Genomic DNA, 19,048 nt, shown 5'->3' with positions numbered 1-19,048 from the left:
TTAAAAATTTTGATTTATGATTAGTTTTAACACAGACGAAAATTTGATGATGTCTTCTTCTGTCGTCTGTTTCCCGACTGACACTCTAAAGAACTGCTTTGCTTCATGAGGGTCTCTTCCAATTGCTAACATCGTTTCTGAAGGTTTCTGCATGCCAATTGCACAAGCGCTACCCGTTGAAATCGCTAATTGATGTCGGTTACATTCAAGCATGACAAACTGACCTTCAAGGCCAATGATCCTCATTCCAATTATATTTGGAATACAATCATTATCGGAACTTTCGAATTTTACAAGATGATGAACATCTTGTAATTGTGATTTTAAAACATTTTTTAAATAATGACATCTCTTTTGTTCTTCGTCTTGATTTTTTATTATATGTCCGGCTGCTGTTACGAATGATGCAATAGCTGGAACATTAACAGTACCTGGTCGTATCCCACTTTCATGAGATGTACCAGGATAGATTGGTTGACAAGTTAATTTGGGATTTAAATATAGGGCTCCGATTCCTTTTGGTCCATATAATTTATGACCTGAAATACTAATACTAGAAATTTCATATTTTGAGACATCTATCTCTATTTTTCCAAATGATTGTACACAATCGCAATGAAGTAAAATATTTGAAGACATAAATAAATTTGCAATCTCGTTAATTGGTTGAATGGCTCCAATTTCAGAATTTACATGTTGAAAAATGCCTAATACAGTATCCTCACGAATTGCATTTTCAATCACCTCTAATGAAATAATCCCGCTATTTGTGACCGGCAAATAAGAGACTTCATACCCTTGATCTTCTAGTACTTTTAAATAATTACTAATTGAAGAATGCTCTAATGTTGTTGTTAAAATATGTTTTCCGACTTTTTTTGTACTCTTCAAGAGGGTTTGAATGGCAATTAAATTTGATTCAGTTCCTCCACTTGTAAAGTAAATTGAAGCGGGACTAGCATTTATAAATTCAGCCAATTGCTTACGGCATGCTTCAAGTAAAAGTGACGCCTTTGAGCCAATATCATGTAAACTGCGCTCATTTCCAAAATAATTTTTAGAGGCAGTCACAAATGTCTCAATGGCTTCTTCACTCATTGGAGTTGTAGCAGCATAGTCTAAATAAATCAAATTAAAGTCTCCTTTTTTACTCATTAAAAAAAAATTTCTTGTCATTAGTTTAAATATATGTAAATATAGGTGTCAAGACAGCTTTTTTATCTATAAGATAAAATTTAAATAGATATACATTAAATGGAGGGGGCAACTATGCGAACTGCAGACGTTGTCATTATTGGCAGTGGGATTGCTGCTTTAATGGCTGCTGAGGAAATTTGTCAGTCTAAAAATGTGATTCTATTCACAAAGAAAAAAATTTGGGATAGCAATTCGATGCTTGCACAAGGTGGAATTGCAGCTGTAATGTCTGAAGATGATTCTTTTGAACTTCATAAACAAGATACGCTCGAAGCGGGTTGTCATGTAAATAATATAGAAGCAGTAGAAGAGCTAGTAAAAAACGGAACATCGTCCATTAAGGATCTTGTTTCTAATGGCATGGAATTTGATAAAGATGAATCAGGCAAGTTTCATCTAGGTAGAGAAGGAGCGCATCGGAAAAATAGAATTTTACATTCTGGCGGAGATGCGACTGGAAAACATGTAGTTGAAACAGTTTATAATCGAATAAAAGATAAACTAACAATAATTGAACATGAAATGGTAATTGATTTCATTATACAAGATGGAATATGTAAGGGTGTTTATATTCTTAATAAAAATAATGAATTAGAATCTTGTTATGCCAACACAACACTCCTTGCAACAGGTGGTATTGGGGCAATGTATCAATTTAGTTCTAATAATAATGTGATAACCGGAGATGGCATAGCTATGGCATATCGAGCGGGTTGTGAGATGGCTGATTTGGAATTTATTCAATTTCATCCTACCATGCTTTATATTAATGGGGAGTGTAAAGGACTAATATCAGAAGCAGTTAGAGGTGAAGGAGCCTTTTTAGTAACAAAAACGGGTCGTCGCATTATGAAAGGAGTTCATCCTTTTGAAGATTTAGCACCAAGAGACGTAGTTAGTAGGGCGATCTTTAATGAAATGCAAAAAGGGGAAGAAATTTATTTATCCATCGAAATGGTAAATGGATTTGAACAACGTTTCCCAACAATTACGGCCAATCTTATTAAAAACGGAATTGACCTACAAAAAGGAATGATTCCTGTAGTTCCTGGTGCACATTTCCACATGGGTGGCGTAAAAACATCAGTTAATGGGGAAACGACAATTCCAGGATTGTATGCAGTAGGAGAGGTTGCTTGTACGGGTGTGCATGGTGCGAACCGACTTGCTAGTAATTCCTTATTGGAAGGGATTGTCTTTGGTAAGAAGGTTGCAAGATATATTGCAGAACTTCCGTTAGCAAAAACAAATGTGAATCAATCGAAATATATGATTCCAAGATTTAGATTGTTACCTACAAAAGATGAAATTAAAGAAATAATGATGAAGTATATCGGTATTGTAAGGAATGAAGAAGATTTAAATAAAGCAATCACATATTTTTCTTACTTCTTAGAATCCAAAACAGTTGATTCACGGCCAATGAACTGTGAGGAACTCGAAAAATACAATATGCTAATTACTGGAAAACTAATTGCAGAAGCTGCTATAAGAAGAAAAGAAAGTATCGGCTCACATTTTATAGAATATATAGACCATCCAGCTACTATTTGAGGAGAGAATTTCATGAATACATTAAAAGCTAAAAAAATGATTGAGCAATTTTTACTAGAGGATATTGGAGAAGGGGATTTATCCTCAATTCATATATTCCCAATGCATGAAAGAACAACTGGAAAAGTACTTGCTAAGGCAGATGGAGTAATTGCGGGTACTGAATTAATCGAAGTAACTTATAAGTTACTTCATGAAGATATAAATGTAACACTACACGTTAAGGATGGAGAATCTGTTATTGCAGGGCAACTACTTGCAGAAGTAGAAGGTCCAGTTCAAGTGCTATTATCTGGCGAAAGAGTTATGCTTAATCTTCTACAACGAATGAGTGGGATTGCAACGCTTACTTCAAAAGCAGTTGAAACTTTAAACGATGAGAAAATCAAACTTGTCGATACGAGAAAAACGATGCCAGGTTTACGTTTATTTGATAAGTATGCAGTTACTTGTGGTGGTGGTGCAAACCATCGTTTCGGTTTATATGATGCAGTGATGCTGAAAGATAATCATATTGCCTATGCAGGTTCTATTAAAAATGCAGTAGATTCATTACGAAATAAATTAGGTCATATGATCAAGATTGAAGTCGAGACTGAAAACAAAGATCAAGTTCTTCAAGCTATTGAAGCTGGTGCAGATGTCATTATGTTTGATAATCGTACTCCAGATGAAATAAAAGAATTCGTTAAGCTTGTACCAGAAACGATTGTAACGGAAGCTTCTGGTGGTATTACTTTAGATAATTTAGCAAGTTTTCAAAACTGTGGTGTAAACGTAATTTCTTTAGGCTGTTTAACACATTCAGCAAAAGCATTAGATATAAGCTTCTATTTGTAAAATAGTAGGGATTGGAGTGGGGATCATGAACGTTTTAGATATGATACAAAAAAATGAAGGATATCAAATTCCTGATGAATACTATACATTATCAACTGAGGAAATGGAAAAAAGAGTAAAAGATATAAAAGAGAGATTAGGTGATGCTCTTTTCATTCCAGGTCATCATTATCAAAAAGAAGAAGTTGTTGTTTTCTCAGATTCGACAGGAGATTCTCTACAACTTGCTCAAGTTGCCGCTAATAATAAAAAAGCAAAATATATTGTATTCTGTGGAGTACACTTTATGGCAGAGACAGCAGATATTTTAACGGAAGATGAACAGATTGTTATTTTACCTGATATGAGAGCGGGCTGCTCAATGGCAGATATGGCAGATCACCATCAAACAGATCGTGCATGGGTAGAGTTACAGAAGCTTTTCGGTGACACAATTTTACCTTTAACATATGTTAATTCAACTGCTGCTATTAAAGCATTTGTTGGTAGAAATGATGGTGCAACCGTAACATCATCTAATGCTAAAAAGGTTGTATCATGGGCTTTCACACAAAAAGAACGTATATTATTCCTACCAGACCAACACTTAGGTAGAAACACAGCATTTGAATTAGGTGTACCTTTAGAACATATGGCAATTTGGAATCCAATAACAGATACTTTAGAATACGAGGGCGATCTAAATAACATCAAAGTAATACTTTGGAAAGGTCACTGCTCTGTTCATGAGAATTTTACAGTGAAAAATATTGAGAATGTGCGAAAAAATCATCCAGATATGAGGATTATTGTTCATCCAGAATGTTCAAGAGAAGTTGTAGCAGCAAGTGATGATAATGGATCCACTAAATATATTATTGACCAAATTGAAGCTGCTCCTGCAGGAAGTAAATGGGCAATTGGAACTGAGATGAATCTTGTTCAAAGAATTATTAAAAATCATTCTGATAAAGAGATTATTTCATTAAATCCATTTATGTGTCCATGCTTAACAATGAATCGCATTGATTTACCACATTTATTATGGTCTTTAGAAAATATCGAAAAAGGTAACATTCAAAATATTATTAAAGTTGATAAACAAACTGCAAAAGATGCTATTAAAGCATTAGATAAAATGCTAGAGCTTGCTTAAAAATAGAATATCTTTAAATTTAAAATCATTTAGTTCAATCAGAGCTAAATGATTTTTTTATAGAAAAAACAAGAATAAAGTAAATACTTATACAAGCCTACTCGTCATAAATTAAACTACCTTCTATCATAAAAATAAATATTCAGACATACATTGTTGTGAGGTACTAATGTACAATCCAACGTAGAGGCAATTGGTCAGGAGGGGAAAAGGTGAGAATTCACATAGTAATGAAGGGCGATACCCTTAAGAGCATTGCTCAAAAATATAACATCGACTATGAAGAAATAGTTAAATTAAATGCCCAACTAAGTAATCCAGATATGATCTATCCTGGCATGAAAATAAAAGTGCCAGAAAGGGGAGAAAAACCAGCCCCGTTAGGTTCTAAAAAGGAGGTACAGCTTTCTCAAGAACCTAAGCCAAGTGTTGATTTGGAAGCAAAAGAAGGAAAAGTTCAACCTGTAGTTCAGACACAACCTGTTGTCTTGCCAAATACAAAGCCAGTTGATAATAATTTGAATATTAATGTAGAGGTTACACCGACAGTAAAACCTGTAATTCAAGTACCTATTCCACCTGCGAAACCAACTGTATTACCTGCGACAAATAATGCGAATCAACAAGTATCTCCTGTTCAAACTGGAAAACCAAATGCGAGCATACCGCAAGTTGTTTCGCCAGTGGCAGTTAAAAATCTGATAAATGATAATAAATCAAATGTGAACACCAAGGGAGGACAAAGCATGTCAGAGAAAAAGAACTACTTCCCAGGATCATTGGTATCTCCGACAACACCAAATCCGCAAGTATCTCCTGTGGAAACAGGAAAACCAAATCAACAAGTATCGCCAGTAACAACAGGAAAACCAAATCAACAAGTGTCGCCAGTAACAACAGGAAAACCAAATCAACAAGTATCACCGATCTCAACAGGAAAACCAGTGCAAGTATCACCAGTATCAACTGGAAAATCAAAAGAGCAAGTATTACCAGTAGCAACAGGAAAGCCGAATATGCAAGTATCACCAGCATCAACAGGAAAGCCGAATATGCAAGTATCACCAGCATCAACAGGAAAGCCGAATATGCAAGTATCACCGGTCTCAGCAGGGAAACCGAATATGCAAGTGTCACCAGCAGCAACAGGGAAACCAAATATGCAAGTGTCACCAGCAGCAACAGGAAAACCAAATGCACAAGTATCACCAGCAGCTACTAATAAAGCTCAAACATTACCAGCATATATGGGGCCAAATAATGCACCACAAACACTTCCAGCATTCCAAGGACCGAATTCACCACAAACATTACCAGCGTATGCAGGCCCAAATCCAAACGCAGCCCAAACACTACCAGCGTATGCAGGCCCAAATCCAAACGCAGCCCAAACACTACCAGCATATATGGGACCAAATGAAAACTTCCCACAAACAATGCCGGCATATATGGGACCAAACGCAAACTTCCCACAAACAATGCCGGCATATATGGGACCAAACGCAAACTTCCCACAAACATTACCGGCATATATGGGACCAAACGCAAACTTCCCACAAACATTACCAGCATATATGGGGCCAAATGAAAACTTCCCACAAACATTACCGGCATATATGGGGCCAAACGCAAACTATCCATTTTATCCACGAGGAGAAGGAGGAGCGTTACCAGCATTACCTAGTTTTGGGGCTATGCCGATGCTACCAGGATTAACCGGTGAAGCACCAGGAGCGACTGGAGGAGCACCAGTACCGCCAACTGCGATGCCATCGCCATTACCAGCACCAATGCCTACACCATTACCAGCACCAATGCCAGGAAATAACGCGCAAACACTACCAGCATATATGGGACCAAACGGAAACTTCCCACAAACATTACCAGCATATATGGGACCGAACGCGAACTTCCCACAAACATTACCGGCGTATATGGGACCAAATGAAAATTTCCCACAAACATTACCAGCATATATGGGACCAAACGCAAACTTCCCACAAACAATGCCGGCATATATGGGACCAAACGCAAACTTCCCACAAACATTACCGGCATATATGGGACCGAACGCAAACTTCCCACAAACATTACCGGCATATATGGGACCAAATGAAAATTTCCCACAAACAATGCCAGCATATATGGGACCAAATGAAAATTTCCCACAAACAATGCCAGCATATATGGGACCAAACGCAAACTTCCCACAAACAATGCCGGCATATATGGGACCAAACGGAAACTTCCCACAAACATTACCGGCATATATGGGACCAAATGAAAACTTCCCACAAACAATGCCAGCTATGGACTATCCAAAGTTCCAAGGCGGACCAGTTGTGTCACCATATGCTACAGGACCTAATACTCCTATGTATCGTGATGCATCAGAACCTTATTTTGATCCAAATTCGCAATTATTTACTCCTTATGCACAAAATCAGTCTTCATACGGAGTGCCATATTTCGAGGAAGATGAACAATAAAGAATTTTATGTAAAAGGCGATTAATTTCTAATCGTCTTTTTTTTATTTTAACCATTTTGATACAGGAATAAATTGGAGTTTTATTTAATTTCCGTGTAAAAGCCTTCAGAGACCACTTTTTACTTAAAATGAATTTCAAACCATCAATTAACAATTTAAAATCCACTTAAAAAGGTCAACCTAACTTTGTAATACAATTTTAGTATTACAATTGGTTGTAATTAAAGGGAGGGTTTTATATTGAATAAAAAAGGTCTTATCGTTGCTACAGGTACGTTGCTAACAGCTTTAACATTATCTGCTTGTGGAACAGACAATAATGCCATGAATGACCATAAAAGAAATGTTGGTTATGATAAAGTAAACTTCAATAGACCGACGAACCCTTATGCTGTTAATGATCGTTATGAAAACGTTAACTATCCGAATAACCAAGATTATTTCACAAAGAGAAATAATCACTTCGGAAATGATCGTATAAATGAAGGATTAGGTAGTGAGTATACTAATGATGGCGTAATCCATGATGGAACATATGGAAGAAACCTCAATAGAAACTACACAATGGATCAAGTTCGTTATAATAATGATTTAAACACAGCTCCTCTCGTACCATATACAAATATTAGTTACAACACTAATATGAATGCGGGTGAACGAAAGTTTGCTGACCAAATTTCTAAACGAGTAGAACAAATGTCAAATGTAGACAATGCAACCACGGTTGCTGTTGGTGATCAGGTTCTTGTTGCAGTAGATTTGGTAAATGAAAATATTGATCAAAGCGCATTTCGTTCTAAAATTAAAGACACTTTATCACCATACACGACTGGTAAAAAAGTATATGTAACATTTGATGGAACAATTTTAAATAATTTAAAAAACATTACAAATAATGTTCCAAATGCCACTAAAAATGTGTTATACGATACAAAAAAAAATGTTAAACATATGTATCGTAATGTAAAAAATGATGTTAAGGATGCTACTAATCCAAACCGATAACAAGCCATTTTTACATTAAAAAGGAAGAAGCTTTCTTGCTTCTTCCTTTTTAAAGTATCGTGAATATAGTAAGTTTTAGGAATCGGTTTTCACTATGCTTTAGAAAAATTATTCATTTTAGTTTTAGCATAGTTAACTAATGCGTTTGATGAGGTTCAAACAATATGGTAAAGTGATTTTTAGGTTGACCATAAGTACGAAGTGGTCAATTGGTTAAATAGAGAATTTTGAGGTGAGTTTTTTGAAAAAGCAAAATATTTTACAAGCTGCCACAAAGTCATTTACTATTTTTGGCTATAAAGCAACTACAATGAGTCAAATCGCCAAACAAGCAAACGTTGGAAAGGGAACAATCTATACTTTCTTCAAAAATAAAGAAGAATTGTTTGATGAAATCATTAATAATTTGATTGCTGAAATGAAATTTTTAGCAGAACAATCCATTCATGATGAAGATTCATTTATTGAAAAAGCTCATAAAGGGATTGAAGTATTTATTGCATTTCACAATGAACATGAATTGACTATAAAGTTACTTCAGGAACAAAAAGAAATTGGAACTACTGTAGTACATGACGCATTAAAAAGGTTGAATCAATCAATCATTTTATACATACAGAAAAAAATTGAAGAAGCAATCGCAAAGAAAGAAATTGTTGAATGTGATCCAGAAATAACTGCTTTGGTCATGTTTCGACTTTATACAACACTTAAAATCGATTGGGAGAAAGAGCACGAAGCACTAAGTCCTAGAAAAATTACTGAGTTATTTAACTTTTATATCCTAAATGGTTTATCAAAAGGTCAGGATTAGAGGTCAGGGTTAGGAGGAGAAAATGTTGATTTTTAAATTAGACAATAAAGATAAAAAAATGGCAAATTCAATTCTAAATGTACAGCTACCTGCATATATGGTAGAGGCAAAGCTAATCAATTTTGAAGGAATACCGCAATTAAAGGACAATGTCGAAAGTATTAGAGAATCCAAAGAAATCTTTATCGGTTATGTAATTGAGAATGATTTAAAAGGATTTTTGGCCTATTCAGAAGACGAAAACGAGTATCAAATATGCAGACTAGTAGTACATCCTAGTTACTTTAAGCGGGGCATTGCTAGTAAATTAGTTGATTATTTTTTAAATGAAATTGCCAAAAAGAAAAAGATAATTGTTTCAACAGGATCGGAAAATCTACCAGCCATTAATTTATATAAATCATTTGGATTTAAATTTCAAAAAAGTATTGAAGTGGCACCTAATTTTTTTATATCTTTATTTGAAAATACATTAATTAAGTTTTCATAAAGTGTTCATATTAATTTGATTCTCTTTAAATCGTTAAATGCTAAAATTAGATTGAGGTTCATAAAACATTTTTTCACCCCCTTTCCTAAAGACGACTCTTTAGGTTTTTTTTGTTTAGAAGATTAATGGCATTTTAAAACTTTTAAACATCTTGGATAAAGATAAAAGGAAAGGTCAAACTAAAAAAGCTTGTATGATTTTGTCTAAAGGAGTGGATGTTTGTGAAAAAGTTCATTTTATTATTTGTTTGTTTACTAGCTTTCTTAATTCCAGCACAAACTGAAACATTGGCAGCTCATAATGATCTTCATCAGAGTTCTAACAAAAAGGGGATTACAATCATTTTACATAAAGTATATATAAACGGTGAAGTGATTGAGGAGATTTATATAAATCAACACAAAACGCTGGGACAAGTAAAAAAAGAATTTAAGGGTTGGAAAGTCATAGAAGAAAATGATGATCAGATCGTGCTATTGAAAAAAATAAATGATCTTTCACCTACTTTGAAGTCGAAAGGCTATTTAGGAATAAATCCAAATGGAGTTTTAAATTTATATATCGGAGTACCGAGTGGAAATAATATTATTGAATCTTTTTTTCAAATCGATACGAATAAATTAGAAGTAAATAAACAAAAGCAGCTAGAAAGAGGGATTAAAATATCGACCAAAAATCATTACGATTATCTATTACATTATTTAAAAGAGTATGAAAGAATCGTAAATTGAATTTCGGAATTCAACTATATATGATCTAAATAAAGAATCCACAAGGTAATTCATTCTCCTTGTGGATTTGTATTTGGAGGTTCAAATCACTTTACCTCATTTCTTTCCCATTCACTTCGCAAAATTGAATAAACATAAGTATCATGCGCTGTACTACCTTGTACTAAATATTTGCGGAGTAGCCCCTCATTCGTAAATCCTATTTTTTCTAGAAGTTTTTGGGAAGGTAGATTTTCTGGATAAACGATCGCTCCAATTCGATTTAGTTGAAGAATATGAAATCCATATGATAATAATGCTTTTAAAGCTTCTGTCGCAAACCCTTTTCTCCAATAGTCTGGGTGTAGTTCATAGCCAACTTCAGCCCTTTTGTTTCGTTCTTGATACGCAGTAAAACCACATGTTCCGATTAATTTATTTGTTTCACTATCAATCATCCCCCAACGGATGCCAGTGCGCGTTTCATACATTTCTCTAAACTGATGAATGACGTCCAATACTTCACTACTATTTTTTAGTGCATCTAGTCCATAATATTTGGTGACATCTTCTCTTGATAAAATAGTAAATATTCGATTAAGATCAGTGACTTTAATTTCTCTTAAATAAAGTCGCTCGGTCTTTAGAATTGGAAACATGTTCAAATCAAAATGGCCTCCCTATGGATTTTCTTAAGTATTGTGCATTAAAATGTGTACTTATATTTATAGTCATTTTTATAATAAATTTTTTATTTAAATCATATGTATAAAATTTTTATTTTCGACAGTCGACTATTTTTTTCCTTCTTCTATCTATGGTACAATGGAATACATGTAAAAAGGGGAGAAAACCATGTACGAATACATAATTGGAAAGATCGAATGGGTTGGACCAGAATATATAGTAATTGATCATAATGGAATGGGCTATCAATTATTTACTCCTAATCCATATGTTTTTAGACCTTCAAATGAAATCATAAAAGTTTATACTCATCATTATGTAAGAGAAGATGTTATGATGCTATATGGTTTTAAAACACTTGATGAACGTACTTTATTTCAAAAATTGTTAAGTGTGTCAGGAATCGGTCCTAAAGGTGCCTTGGCAATTGTTGCGACTGGAGAGCCAAATCAAATTGTGCAAGCGATAGAGGAAGAGGATGAGGTATTTTTAACAAAATTTCCTGGTGTTGGTAAAAAGACAGCAAGGCAAATGATCCTTGACTTAAAAGGAAAACTTGAAAAAGTCTTTGGAGCAGTTCAAGTTGATTTATTTACTGATCTAGATGCAGTTGAAGAAAAAGAAAATGCAGCATCTTCATTAGATGATGCAATTGAAGCTTTAAAAGCATTAGGCTATGCAGAAAAAGAAGTTAAAAAAATCGCACCGTTATTAAAGACTGAGAAACTGTCAACTGATGAATATATTAAAAAAGCACTTCAATTACTATTGCAAGCTAAGAGGTGATGGGAATGGATGACCGAATTTTATCAAGTGAAAGTAGTGGAGAGGAACTTGATCAAGAGCTTTCACTAAGGCCTCAATCATTAAGGGAATATATTGGGCAAGATAAAGTTAAAAAGAATTTGCAAGTTTTTATTGAAGCTGCAAAAATGCGAAATGAGTCTTTAGACCATGTTCTATTATACGGTCCTCCTGGATTAGGTAAAACCACTTTAGCAGCGATTATTGCGAATGAACTAGGTGTTGGATTCAAAACGACTTCAGGACCAGCAATTGAGCGTCCTGGAGATTTAGCAGCTATTTTGACTTCACTTCAACCAGGTGATGTATTGTTTATCGATGAAATTCACCGATTGCCACGAACTGTAGAAGAAGTACTTTACCCAGCAATGGAAGACTTTTTCTTTGATATCGTAATTGGAAAGGATGCAACTGCTAGGTCGGTAAGAATTGATTTGCCACCATTTACTTTAATAGGTGCAACAACTAGAGCTGGTCTCCTTTCTTCACCACTTAGAGATCGTTTTGGCGTATTAAATCGATTAGAATTTTATACAGTTGAACAGCTAGCATTGATCGTTAAAAGGACAGCAGAATTATTTGGAATGGAAATTGAAAATGATGCTGCCCTAGAGGTAGCTAGAAGATCTCGTGGAACACCTCGAATTGCAAACCGTTTATTACGAAGAGTTAGGGATTTTGCACAAGTTCAAGGGAGTGGAATTATTACCTTTGAAATAGCAAAAGACTCATTAATCCAAATGCAGGTAGATGAAGCAGGTCTAGACCATATCGATCATAAATTGTTACTAGCTATTATTGAGCGATTTAAAGGCGGACCTGTTGGGGTTGATACGATTGCAGCTTCGATCGGGGAAGAGTCACAAACGATTGAAGATGTTTATGAGCCATATTTACTTCAAATTGGATTTCTTCAGAGGACACCTAGAGGACGAATTGTAACTGATTTAACATACAAACATTTTGGATTGCAGGTGCCAAATCAATGATTGATCTGTCAAAAATTCTAATTACATTAGGAATTATCTTATTAGTTGTTGGATTGTTTATTCGATTTGTAGGGAAACTACCAGGCGATATTTTTATTAAAAAAGGAAATGTATCGTTTTACTTTCCGATTGTAACATGTATTATTATCAGTATTTTACTTTCACTTATTTTTTCATTATTTGGGAGAAAATAAAAGAGTACGAATAAATAGAGTTTGGAATAGGGAATAGTGCATACTCTCCCTTTCTCCTTACCTCTGAAATTTATGAGGTGTATAGAAATGGATGTAAATTTATTTGATTTTGATTTACCTGAAGAATTGATTGCTCAAACTCCTTTGTTGGACAGAGAAGCATCGAGACTAATGGTATTACATAAAGAGTCTGGAAATGTTGAGCATAAACAGTTTCCAGATGTGTTAGATTACTTACAAGAAGGCGATTGTTTAGTTTTAAACGAGACAAAAGTCATGCCTGCTCGACTATTTGGTGTGAAAGAAGATACAGGTGCCCAAATAGAAGTATTATTACTGCAACAAGAAGAGCAGGATGTATGGGAAACATTAGTTAAGCCTGCTAAAAGAGTAAAAGAAGGTACAATTATTTCATTTGGAGATGGCAGATTAAAGGCGGAATGTGTAGGAACTAGTGATCAAGGTGGAAGAAAATTAAAATTCCAATATGATGGAATTTTTTATGAAATCTTAGACCAACTAGGTGAAATGCCACTTCCTCCATATATTAAAGAAAAATTAGAAGATAGAGATCGTTACCAGACTGTGTTCGCTAAAGAAATTGGTTCAGCGGCAGCGCCTACAGCAGGTTTGCATTTTACAAAGGAACTCTTAGCGAAAGTTCAAGAAAAAGGTGTAAAGTTAGCATTTATTACATTGCATGTAGGGTTAGGTACATTCAGACCAGTAAGTGTAGAATCGATTGAAGAACACGATATGCACTCGGAATACTACTATATGTCTGATGAAACGGCTAAACTGTTAAATGAAACAAAAGCAAACGGTGGTAGAATCATTACTGTTGGAACAACTTCTACTCGTACAGTTGAAACGATTGCTACAGCTAATAACGGTAAGTTTGTAGGGGCTAGTGGTTGGACGTCTATCTTCATTTTCCCAGGATATAGATTTATGGGAATAGACGGGATGATTACGAACTTCCATTTACCAAAATCAACTTTAATTATGCTGATTAGTGCATTAGCTGGAAGAGAACCAGTTTTATCTGCTTATAAAGAAGCAGTAGATCAAAAATATCGCTTTTTTAGCTTTGGCGATGCAATGTTAATACTTTAAGAATTGAAAGGAATCGAAAAATGACAGCAATTCGTTATGAACATATTAAAACTTGTAAGCAAACAGGTGCGAGATTAGGAATTGTCCATACTCCACATGGTTCATTTGAAACTCCAGCATTTATGCCTGTTGGAACATTAGCCACTGTTAAAACAATGGCTCCTGAAGATTTAAAAGCAATGGGATCTGGTATTATTTTAAGTAATACTTATCATTTATGGTTAAGACCTGGTCATGAGATTATTAAAAAAGCAGGTGGCTTACATAAATTTATGAACTGGGATCGTGCAATTTTAACTGATTCAGGTGGATTCCAAGTATTTAGCTTAAGTCAATTCCGAAAAATAGAAGAAGAAGGCGTACATTTCAGAAATCACTTAAATGGCGATAAATTATTCCTTTCACCTGAAAAGGCGATGGAAATTCAAAATGCATTAGGTTCTGATATTATGATGGCATTTGATGAGTGTCCACCATATCCTGCTGAGTATGATTATATGAAACGTTCAGTTGAAAGAACTAGCAGATGGGCAGAGCGTTGTTTAAATGCTCACGAAAGACCAGAGGATCAAGGATTATTTGGTATTGTACAAGGTGGAGAATACGAAGAACTTCGTAAACAATCTGCAAGAGATTTAGTTTCTTTAGATTTCCCAGGTTATGCAATTGGTGGATTATCAGTTGGTGAACCAAAGGATGTAATGAATCGTGTTTTAGAATTTACGACTCCTTTACTACCAACGGATAAACCAAGATACTTAATGGGTGTAGGTTCTCCTGACTCATTAATTGATGGCGCAATACGAGGAGTAGATATGTTTGACTGTGTACTTCCAACGCGTATCGCTCGAAATGGTACATGTATGACTAGTGAAGGTCGATTAGTTATTAAGAATGCAAAATATGCAGAGGATTATACTCCATTAGATCCTAATTGTGATTGTTATGCATGTAAAAACTATACAAGAGCATATATCCGTCATTTAATCCGATGCGAAGAAACGTTTGGAATGCGATTGACTACTTACCATAACTTACATTTTCTGTTACAATTAATGGAACAAGTTCGCCAAGCAATCCGCGAAGACCGTTTAGGTGATTTCCGAGAAGAGTTTTTTGAACAATACGGTTTTAATAAGCCGAACGCTAGGAACTTCTAAAATTTACATAGAGAAAGGAAGATTTAGATGGGCAATGGTTTAATGGGGATTTTACCTCTAATATTAATGTTTATAGTTTTCTACTTCTTACTAATCCGTCCACAACAAAAACGTCAAAAGCAAACAGCTCTTATGCAAGCTGGAATTAGCAAAGGCGATATGGTTGTAACAATCGGTGGATTACACGGTTTAGTTGATGCTGTTAACGAAGAAAATAATACAATTACATTAAAAACTGCTGATGGATCACGTATGGTATTTGAAAGAAACGCTATTCGTGAAACAAGAACACAAGCTTAATTTTAATTAATTGTGTCGTAAGAAACGCTAGTTCCGTTTGGAAACTAGCGTTTTGTTTATTTTGTAAGGAATTAATGTCCGAAGTGTTTAGACAAATAATGAATGATCAGACTGATTATTTATTATAAGATTTATTACTTGCAGCATTCACTCCAAAAATAGACCCTAACATACAAACCCCTAAGAAAATACCATGATACATAAGTTGTTCCTGTGAAAAAGTTCGATCATAGCCAAGAAACTGTACAAAAAATACAAAAATAGAATATACTCCACTCGTTAATAAGCCAAGAATCCAACCTTTTTCTTTCCCTTTCGCTCCTGTAACAAAACCACCAATTAACATAACGATAAATGATAGGATCAGAGTTGTTGTTGTGACACTTGCTTCTGTAAGTGAAGTTAGTTTAAGTAGTAATGATAAAATTAAACTAATTGACAATACTAAAAGTAGAATAGTTAAAAAGCCAAAAGAGACAGCTACAGCTGTTTTTTTCATTCATATTCCCCCTTGTACACTCTTTTAATACAAGCATATTCATGAGATGGATTTTTAGAATACTTATAGGGCAATTACAAATAGTAAAATTATGAACAAATTTCTACTATATTATTTTCTTAGTGGAAAATTGTAGTATTCGTACTCATATTTTCAAGTGTTAAGCGCTAAGGAACATTTTTTTAAAATTAACAAGTTTTTGGATGTGAGGGTAAGTAAAATGGAATTAGGTTCAATGACGATTCGTACCATTTCAATCTATTTAATTATTGCGTTATTCTTTCGATTAATGGGAAAAAGAGAAATTGGAGAGTTAAGCTTATTAGATTTAGTTGTTTATATATTGTTAACTGAAATAGCAGCTATCGGAATTGAAACCCACAATGAACCAATTATAAAAGTTATTTATCCAATGTTTTTAATTGTGGCTATCCAAATAATTTTTTCTTTAATCTCGTTAAAAAGTGTTGTGTTCAGAAAAGTATTAGATGGACATCCAGTATTGATTATTAGCAAAGGTAAAATACTTGAGAAAGAGATGAAAAAACAGAGGTACACATTTGATGACCTCTTACTACAACTAAGGGAGAAAGATATTGGAGATGTAAGAGATGTCGATTATGCATTACTAGAGCCTACAGGCAAATTATCAATATTTAAAAAAGAAATAAACGGTGATCTTAACTATAGTTCACTCACATTTCCGTTAATATTAGATGGTACCGTTCAAGAAGATAATTTAAAAGAGTATAATAAAGATAAAAAATGGTTATTAGAACAGCTAAAAAAACATGGCTATGATGACTTTAATCAAGTATCTTATTGTAGCTTACGAGGCGAAGAAATTTTCTTTGATAAGAAAGACGAATGATGCAGTATCTAAAGGTTATATGAAATCAACGGGACACATCTTATCTATCAATGATCATACAACAATTTAATTGACAAATTCTTTTTTCAACAACGTAAAACCACAAAAGTATTAAGTACTTTGTGGTTCTGTTATTGTCTATTCCCTTGGTCACTTATCTTGTCATTAACTTTTTAAAAAATGGGATTCGGATGATCTCATCCTTTTTAACTAGGTTACATAATAAAGTTAATAAGATATACATTAATGTAACAACAGAAATACTTGCTAAGGTTTGTACTAATAATGAAGAAGAAAAAACTACGTATTCTTTAATGAACTTCCCGACGTAAACACAAATACCTAAAATGATTAGACAATAAATGTAATCCTTAACGTAAATTGAAAAATTGATAGCCTTTAAAACAGTGAAATAATGAAGAACTGTTATTGTTACGATACTAATATTCATGGCTAAGGCAACACCGTTAATACCAAACTTTGGACTTGTAGCTAGTAATAATATACTAGCGATTTTAATGACTGAACCAACAAAGCTATTGATCATGGCTGAATTTGCAAGATTAAGTGCCTGCAAGACAGCCTGTAGTGGTCCTTGGAAATAGTAAAAAATAAAGCAAGGTGCTAAAAGGTATATAAAATTCGTAGCTTGGTCACTTTTATACATTAATGTTAAAATTGGGGAAGCAAAGACGTATAAAATGACAACAGACCAACCACCAGCAATCATTGAGTAGCGTAATGCTTGCTGTAATCTTCTTTCAACCGTTACACGATCTTTTTTGGCCATAGCTTCACTAATCGCTGGCACAAGTGAAGTAGATAGTGCATAAGTAATAAACGCTGGTAAAAGTAATAGAGGTAAAGCATATCCTGCAAGTAAGCCATATTGTTTAGTTGCAACAGCTGCGGTAACCCCTGCAATCGCTAAACTTTGTGAGACAACGATTGGTTCTAAAAACATTGATATTGAACCAATTAATCGACTTCCAGTTGTTGGTAGTGCAATACTTAATAGGTCGCTAAGCGTTTTTCTACCATCTTTAATATTGTTCTTAAAACCAGAAATGAACTTTGCGTTTTTTTCTTTCTTAAAAACATACAGCATATAAATTAAAGAGGCTAATTCACCTAATACAGAAGAAATAATGGCGCCACTAGCGGCAAATTCAACTCCATATGGTAAAAAAGTTTTAGTACAAACTGCAACTAGTACGATTCGTACAACTTGTTCAATAACTTGGGAAAATGAAGATGGACGCATATTCTGAACGCCTTGAAAATATCCGCGTAAAACAGATGAGATTGCGATAATTGGAACAACAGGAGCGATGGCAATTAAAGGGTACATAGTCCTATCATCCGTTAATAAGTTTTTAGCAATAAAAGGGGATAAAAAGATCATTGCTGTTGTAAATATAATACTTAATACGCCAGTGATTGACATAGAAATCGCTAAAATCTTTTTAATCCGATCTTGTCTATTTTGGGCAACTGCTTCTGCAATTAATTTTGAAATGGCAATCGGTAGGCCGAGCTGTGTAAGCGTCATGACCAAAAAAAGTGTCGGGACTGCCATCATAAATAACCCTACGCCTTCTTCTCCCATTATTCTTGCCACTACAATTCGATTAAAAAATCCTAATATTCTTGTGATGAGCCCTGCAATAAGTAAAAAAAACGTTCCTCTTAAAAACGTTTGCTTTGTCATTACTTTTACCACCTTCTCAAACAGCCTAGAATGATTTACAATTATATATATGCTAGAAATGTAGGCAAGCATGACAAGTTAGTTCAACATCTAGTAATTGAAATGTGAAGGTCTAAAATCATTTTTCTAAAAATACAGAAAATTAGGGGGGAAGAGTATGTCGACTTTTCATCAACAAGCTGCGGAATTTAAACCTATGCTACAAGTAGTTATTGAAAGTAAACTGGATGAATTTAGAATGCTTGGATTCGATACTGTCAGTGAGGATGACTTATGGGAATGCCTCGAAAGAACATCATGGCGAAAGAAAGAGGACGAACCAAAGCTTTTTCAACTGGTAGAAGACATACTCTCATTAACTGTAAACGATTATATGAATTATATTCGAATCGAAGCATTTAAATCACCTACTTGGCAGTTTGGGGAGTCAGTTTAACCATTAATTGACAATAAAAAAATTGCATTTGTATAATATAAGAATG

The 19,048-nt window shown here is 34.3% G+C and carries 20 protein-coding genes; 16 read left to right on the top strand and 4 right to left on the bottom strand.

Features of this window, described 5'->3' with window-relative positions:
• Positions 1–1,131, bottom strand: a complete 1,131-nt coding sequence (locus ACSBO6_RS16135; protein WP_098843795.1) for an IscS subfamily cysteine desulfurase — start codon at positions 1,129–1,131, stop codon at positions 1–3.
• A 138-nt stretch (positions 1,132–1,269) separates the two neighbouring features.
• Here ACSBO6_RS16135 and nadB point away from each other — a divergent pair, with 138 nt between their 5' ends.
• The 8 genes from nadB to ACSBO6_RS16095 all read left to right on the top strand — a co-directional run bounded on the left by nadB (position 1,270) and on the right by ACSBO6_RS16095 (position 10,256).
• Positions 1,270–2,751 (top strand): L-aspartate oxidase, encoded by a 1,482-nt coding sequence (nadB, locus tag ACSBO6_RS16130; protein ID WP_498843676.1) that lies wholly within the window; start codon positions 1,270–1,272, stop codon positions 2,749–2,751.
• A gap of 12 nt (positions 2,752–2,763) precedes the next feature.
• Complete coding sequence (gene nadC / locus ACSBO6_RS16125) at positions 2,764–3,591, top strand: carboxylating nicotinate-nucleotide diphosphorylase (protein WP_098843793.1); 828 nt, start codon at positions 2,764–2,766, stop codon at positions 3,589–3,591.
• 40 nt (positions 3,592–3,631) lie between these two features.
• Positions 3,632–4,726, top strand: a complete 1,095-nt coding sequence (gene nadA, locus ACSBO6_RS16120) for a quinolinate synthase NadA (protein ID WP_498844679.1) — start codon at positions 3,632–3,634, stop codon at positions 4,724–4,726.
• 212 nt (positions 4,727–4,938) lie between these two features.
• Positions 4,939–7,215 carry a LysM peptidoglycan-binding domain-containing protein gene (locus tag ACSBO6_RS16115; protein WP_498843675.1) on the top strand — a complete coding sequence of 759 codons (2,277 nt, stop codon included), beginning with the start codon at positions 4,939–4,941 and terminating at the stop codon, positions 7,213–7,215.
• A gap of 241 nt (positions 7,216–7,456) precedes the next feature.
• Positions 7,457–8,221, top strand: coding sequence for a YhcN/YlaJ family sporulation lipoprotein (locus ACSBO6_RS16110; RefSeq protein ID WP_180232940.1), 765 nt, complete (start codon positions 7,457–7,459; stop codon positions 8,219–8,221).
• A gap of 232 nt (positions 8,222–8,453) precedes the next feature.
• Complete coding sequence (locus ACSBO6_RS16105) at positions 8,454–9,035, top strand: TetR/AcrR family transcriptional regulator (RefSeq protein WP_098846424.1); 582 nt, start codon at positions 8,454–8,456, stop codon at positions 9,033–9,035.
• Positions 9,036–9,057: 22 nt separating this feature from the next.
• On the top strand, positions 9,058–9,525 hold the full coding sequence (locus ACSBO6_RS16100) for a GNAT family N-acetyltransferase (protein ID WP_498843674.1): 468 nt from the start codon (positions 9,058–9,060) through the stop codon (positions 9,523–9,525).
• A 221-nt stretch (positions 9,526–9,746) separates the two neighbouring features.
• Complete coding sequence (locus ACSBO6_RS16095) at positions 9,747–10,256, top strand: BofC C-terminal domain-containing protein (protein WP_180232939.1); 510 nt, start codon at positions 9,747–9,749, stop codon at positions 10,254–10,256.
• Positions 10,257–10,342: 86 nt separating this feature from the next.
• On the opposite strand, the gene ACSBO6_RS16090 is transcribed toward ACSBO6_RS16095, so the two are convergent.
• Positions 10,343–10,894: a GNAT family N-acetyltransferase gene (locus ACSBO6_RS16090; protein ID WP_098846432.1), complete on the bottom strand. Its 552-nt coding sequence runs from the start codon at positions 10,892–10,894 to the stop codon at positions 10,343–10,345.
• 196 nt (positions 10,895–11,090) lie between these two features.
• On the opposite strand from ACSBO6_RS16090, the gene ruvA reads away from it, so the two are divergent.
• From ruvA to yajC, 6 genes are all read left to right on the top strand, one after another.
• Positions 11,091–11,708 (top strand): Holliday junction branch migration protein RuvA, encoded by a 618-nt coding sequence (gene ruvA, locus ACSBO6_RS16085; protein ID WP_098846421.1) that lies wholly within the window; start codon positions 11,091–11,093, stop codon positions 11,706–11,708.
• A 5-nt stretch (positions 11,709–11,713) separates the two neighbouring features.
• Positions 11,714–12,715: a Holliday junction branch migration DNA helicase RuvB gene (ruvB, locus tag ACSBO6_RS16080; RefSeq protein WP_098846420.1), complete on the top strand. Its 1,002-nt coding sequence runs from the start codon at positions 11,714–11,716 to the stop codon at positions 12,713–12,715.
• The gene (locus ACSBO6_RS16075) at positions 12,712–12,909 is read left to right on the top strand and encodes a DUF2905 domain-containing protein (protein ID WP_056472616.1); all 198 of its coding nucleotides are present in this window, start codon (positions 12,712–12,714) and stop codon (positions 12,907–12,909) included. Before ruvB ends, ACSBO6_RS16075 begins: the two co-directional genes overlap by 4 nt.
• Before the next feature lie 87 nt (positions 12,910–12,996).
• On the top strand, positions 12,997–14,025 hold the full coding sequence (gene queA / locus ACSBO6_RS16070) for a tRNA preQ1(34) S-adenosylmethionine ribosyltransferase-isomerase QueA (RefSeq protein ID WP_498843673.1): 1,029 nt from the start codon (positions 12,997–12,999) through the stop codon (positions 14,023–14,025).
• Positions 14,026–14,045: 20 nt separating this feature from the next.
• Positions 14,046–15,185, top strand: a complete 1,140-nt coding sequence (gene tgt, locus ACSBO6_RS16065) for a tRNA guanosine(34) transglycosylase Tgt (protein ID WP_498843672.1) — start codon at positions 14,046–14,048, stop codon at positions 15,183–15,185.
• A 27-nt stretch (positions 15,186–15,212) separates the two neighbouring features.
• Positions 15,213–15,485, top strand: a complete 273-nt coding sequence (gene yajC / locus ACSBO6_RS16060; protein ID WP_286138332.1) for a preprotein translocase subunit YajC — start codon at positions 15,213–15,215, stop codon at positions 15,483–15,485.
• A gap of 115 nt (positions 15,486–15,600) precedes the next feature.
• On the opposite strand, the gene ACSBO6_RS16055 is transcribed toward yajC, so the two are convergent.
• Positions 15,601–15,984, bottom strand: a complete 384-nt coding sequence (locus tag ACSBO6_RS16055) for a TIGR04086 family membrane protein (RefSeq protein ID WP_098846417.1) — start codon at positions 15,982–15,984, stop codon at positions 15,601–15,603.
• A 220-nt stretch (positions 15,985–16,204) separates the two neighbouring features.
• Between ACSBO6_RS16055 and ACSBO6_RS16050 the strand changes: the two genes are divergently transcribed.
• Positions 16,205–16,855 carry a DUF421 domain-containing protein gene (locus tag ACSBO6_RS16050; protein WP_098846416.1) on the top strand — a complete coding sequence of 217 codons (651 nt, stop codon included), beginning with the start codon at positions 16,205–16,207 and terminating at the stop codon, positions 16,853–16,855.
• 154 nt (positions 16,856–17,009) lie between these two features.
• Here ACSBO6_RS16050 and spoVB read toward each other — a convergent pair whose 3' ends face one another.
• On the bottom strand, positions 17,010–18,566 hold the full coding sequence (gene spoVB, locus ACSBO6_RS16045; RefSeq protein WP_498843671.1) for a stage V sporulation protein B: 1,557 nt from the start codon (positions 18,564–18,566) through the stop codon (positions 17,010–17,012).
• A gap of 157 nt (positions 18,567–18,723) precedes the next feature.
• On the opposite strand from spoVB, the gene ACSBO6_RS16040 reads away from it, so the two are divergent.
• Complete coding sequence (locus ACSBO6_RS16040) at positions 18,724–19,002, top strand: post-transcriptional regulator (protein ID WP_098846414.1); 279 nt, start codon at positions 18,724–18,726, stop codon at positions 19,000–19,002.
• Positions 19,003–19,048 lie beyond the last annotated feature (46 nt).

The sequence above is a fragment of the Bacillus sp. AL-1R genome (assembly GCF_052180195.1).
Taxonomy (GTDB): Bacteria; Bacillota; Bacilli; order Bacillales; family Bacillaceae_G; genus Gottfriedia.
This window is presented reverse-complemented; position numbering and strand designations above follow the sequence as displayed.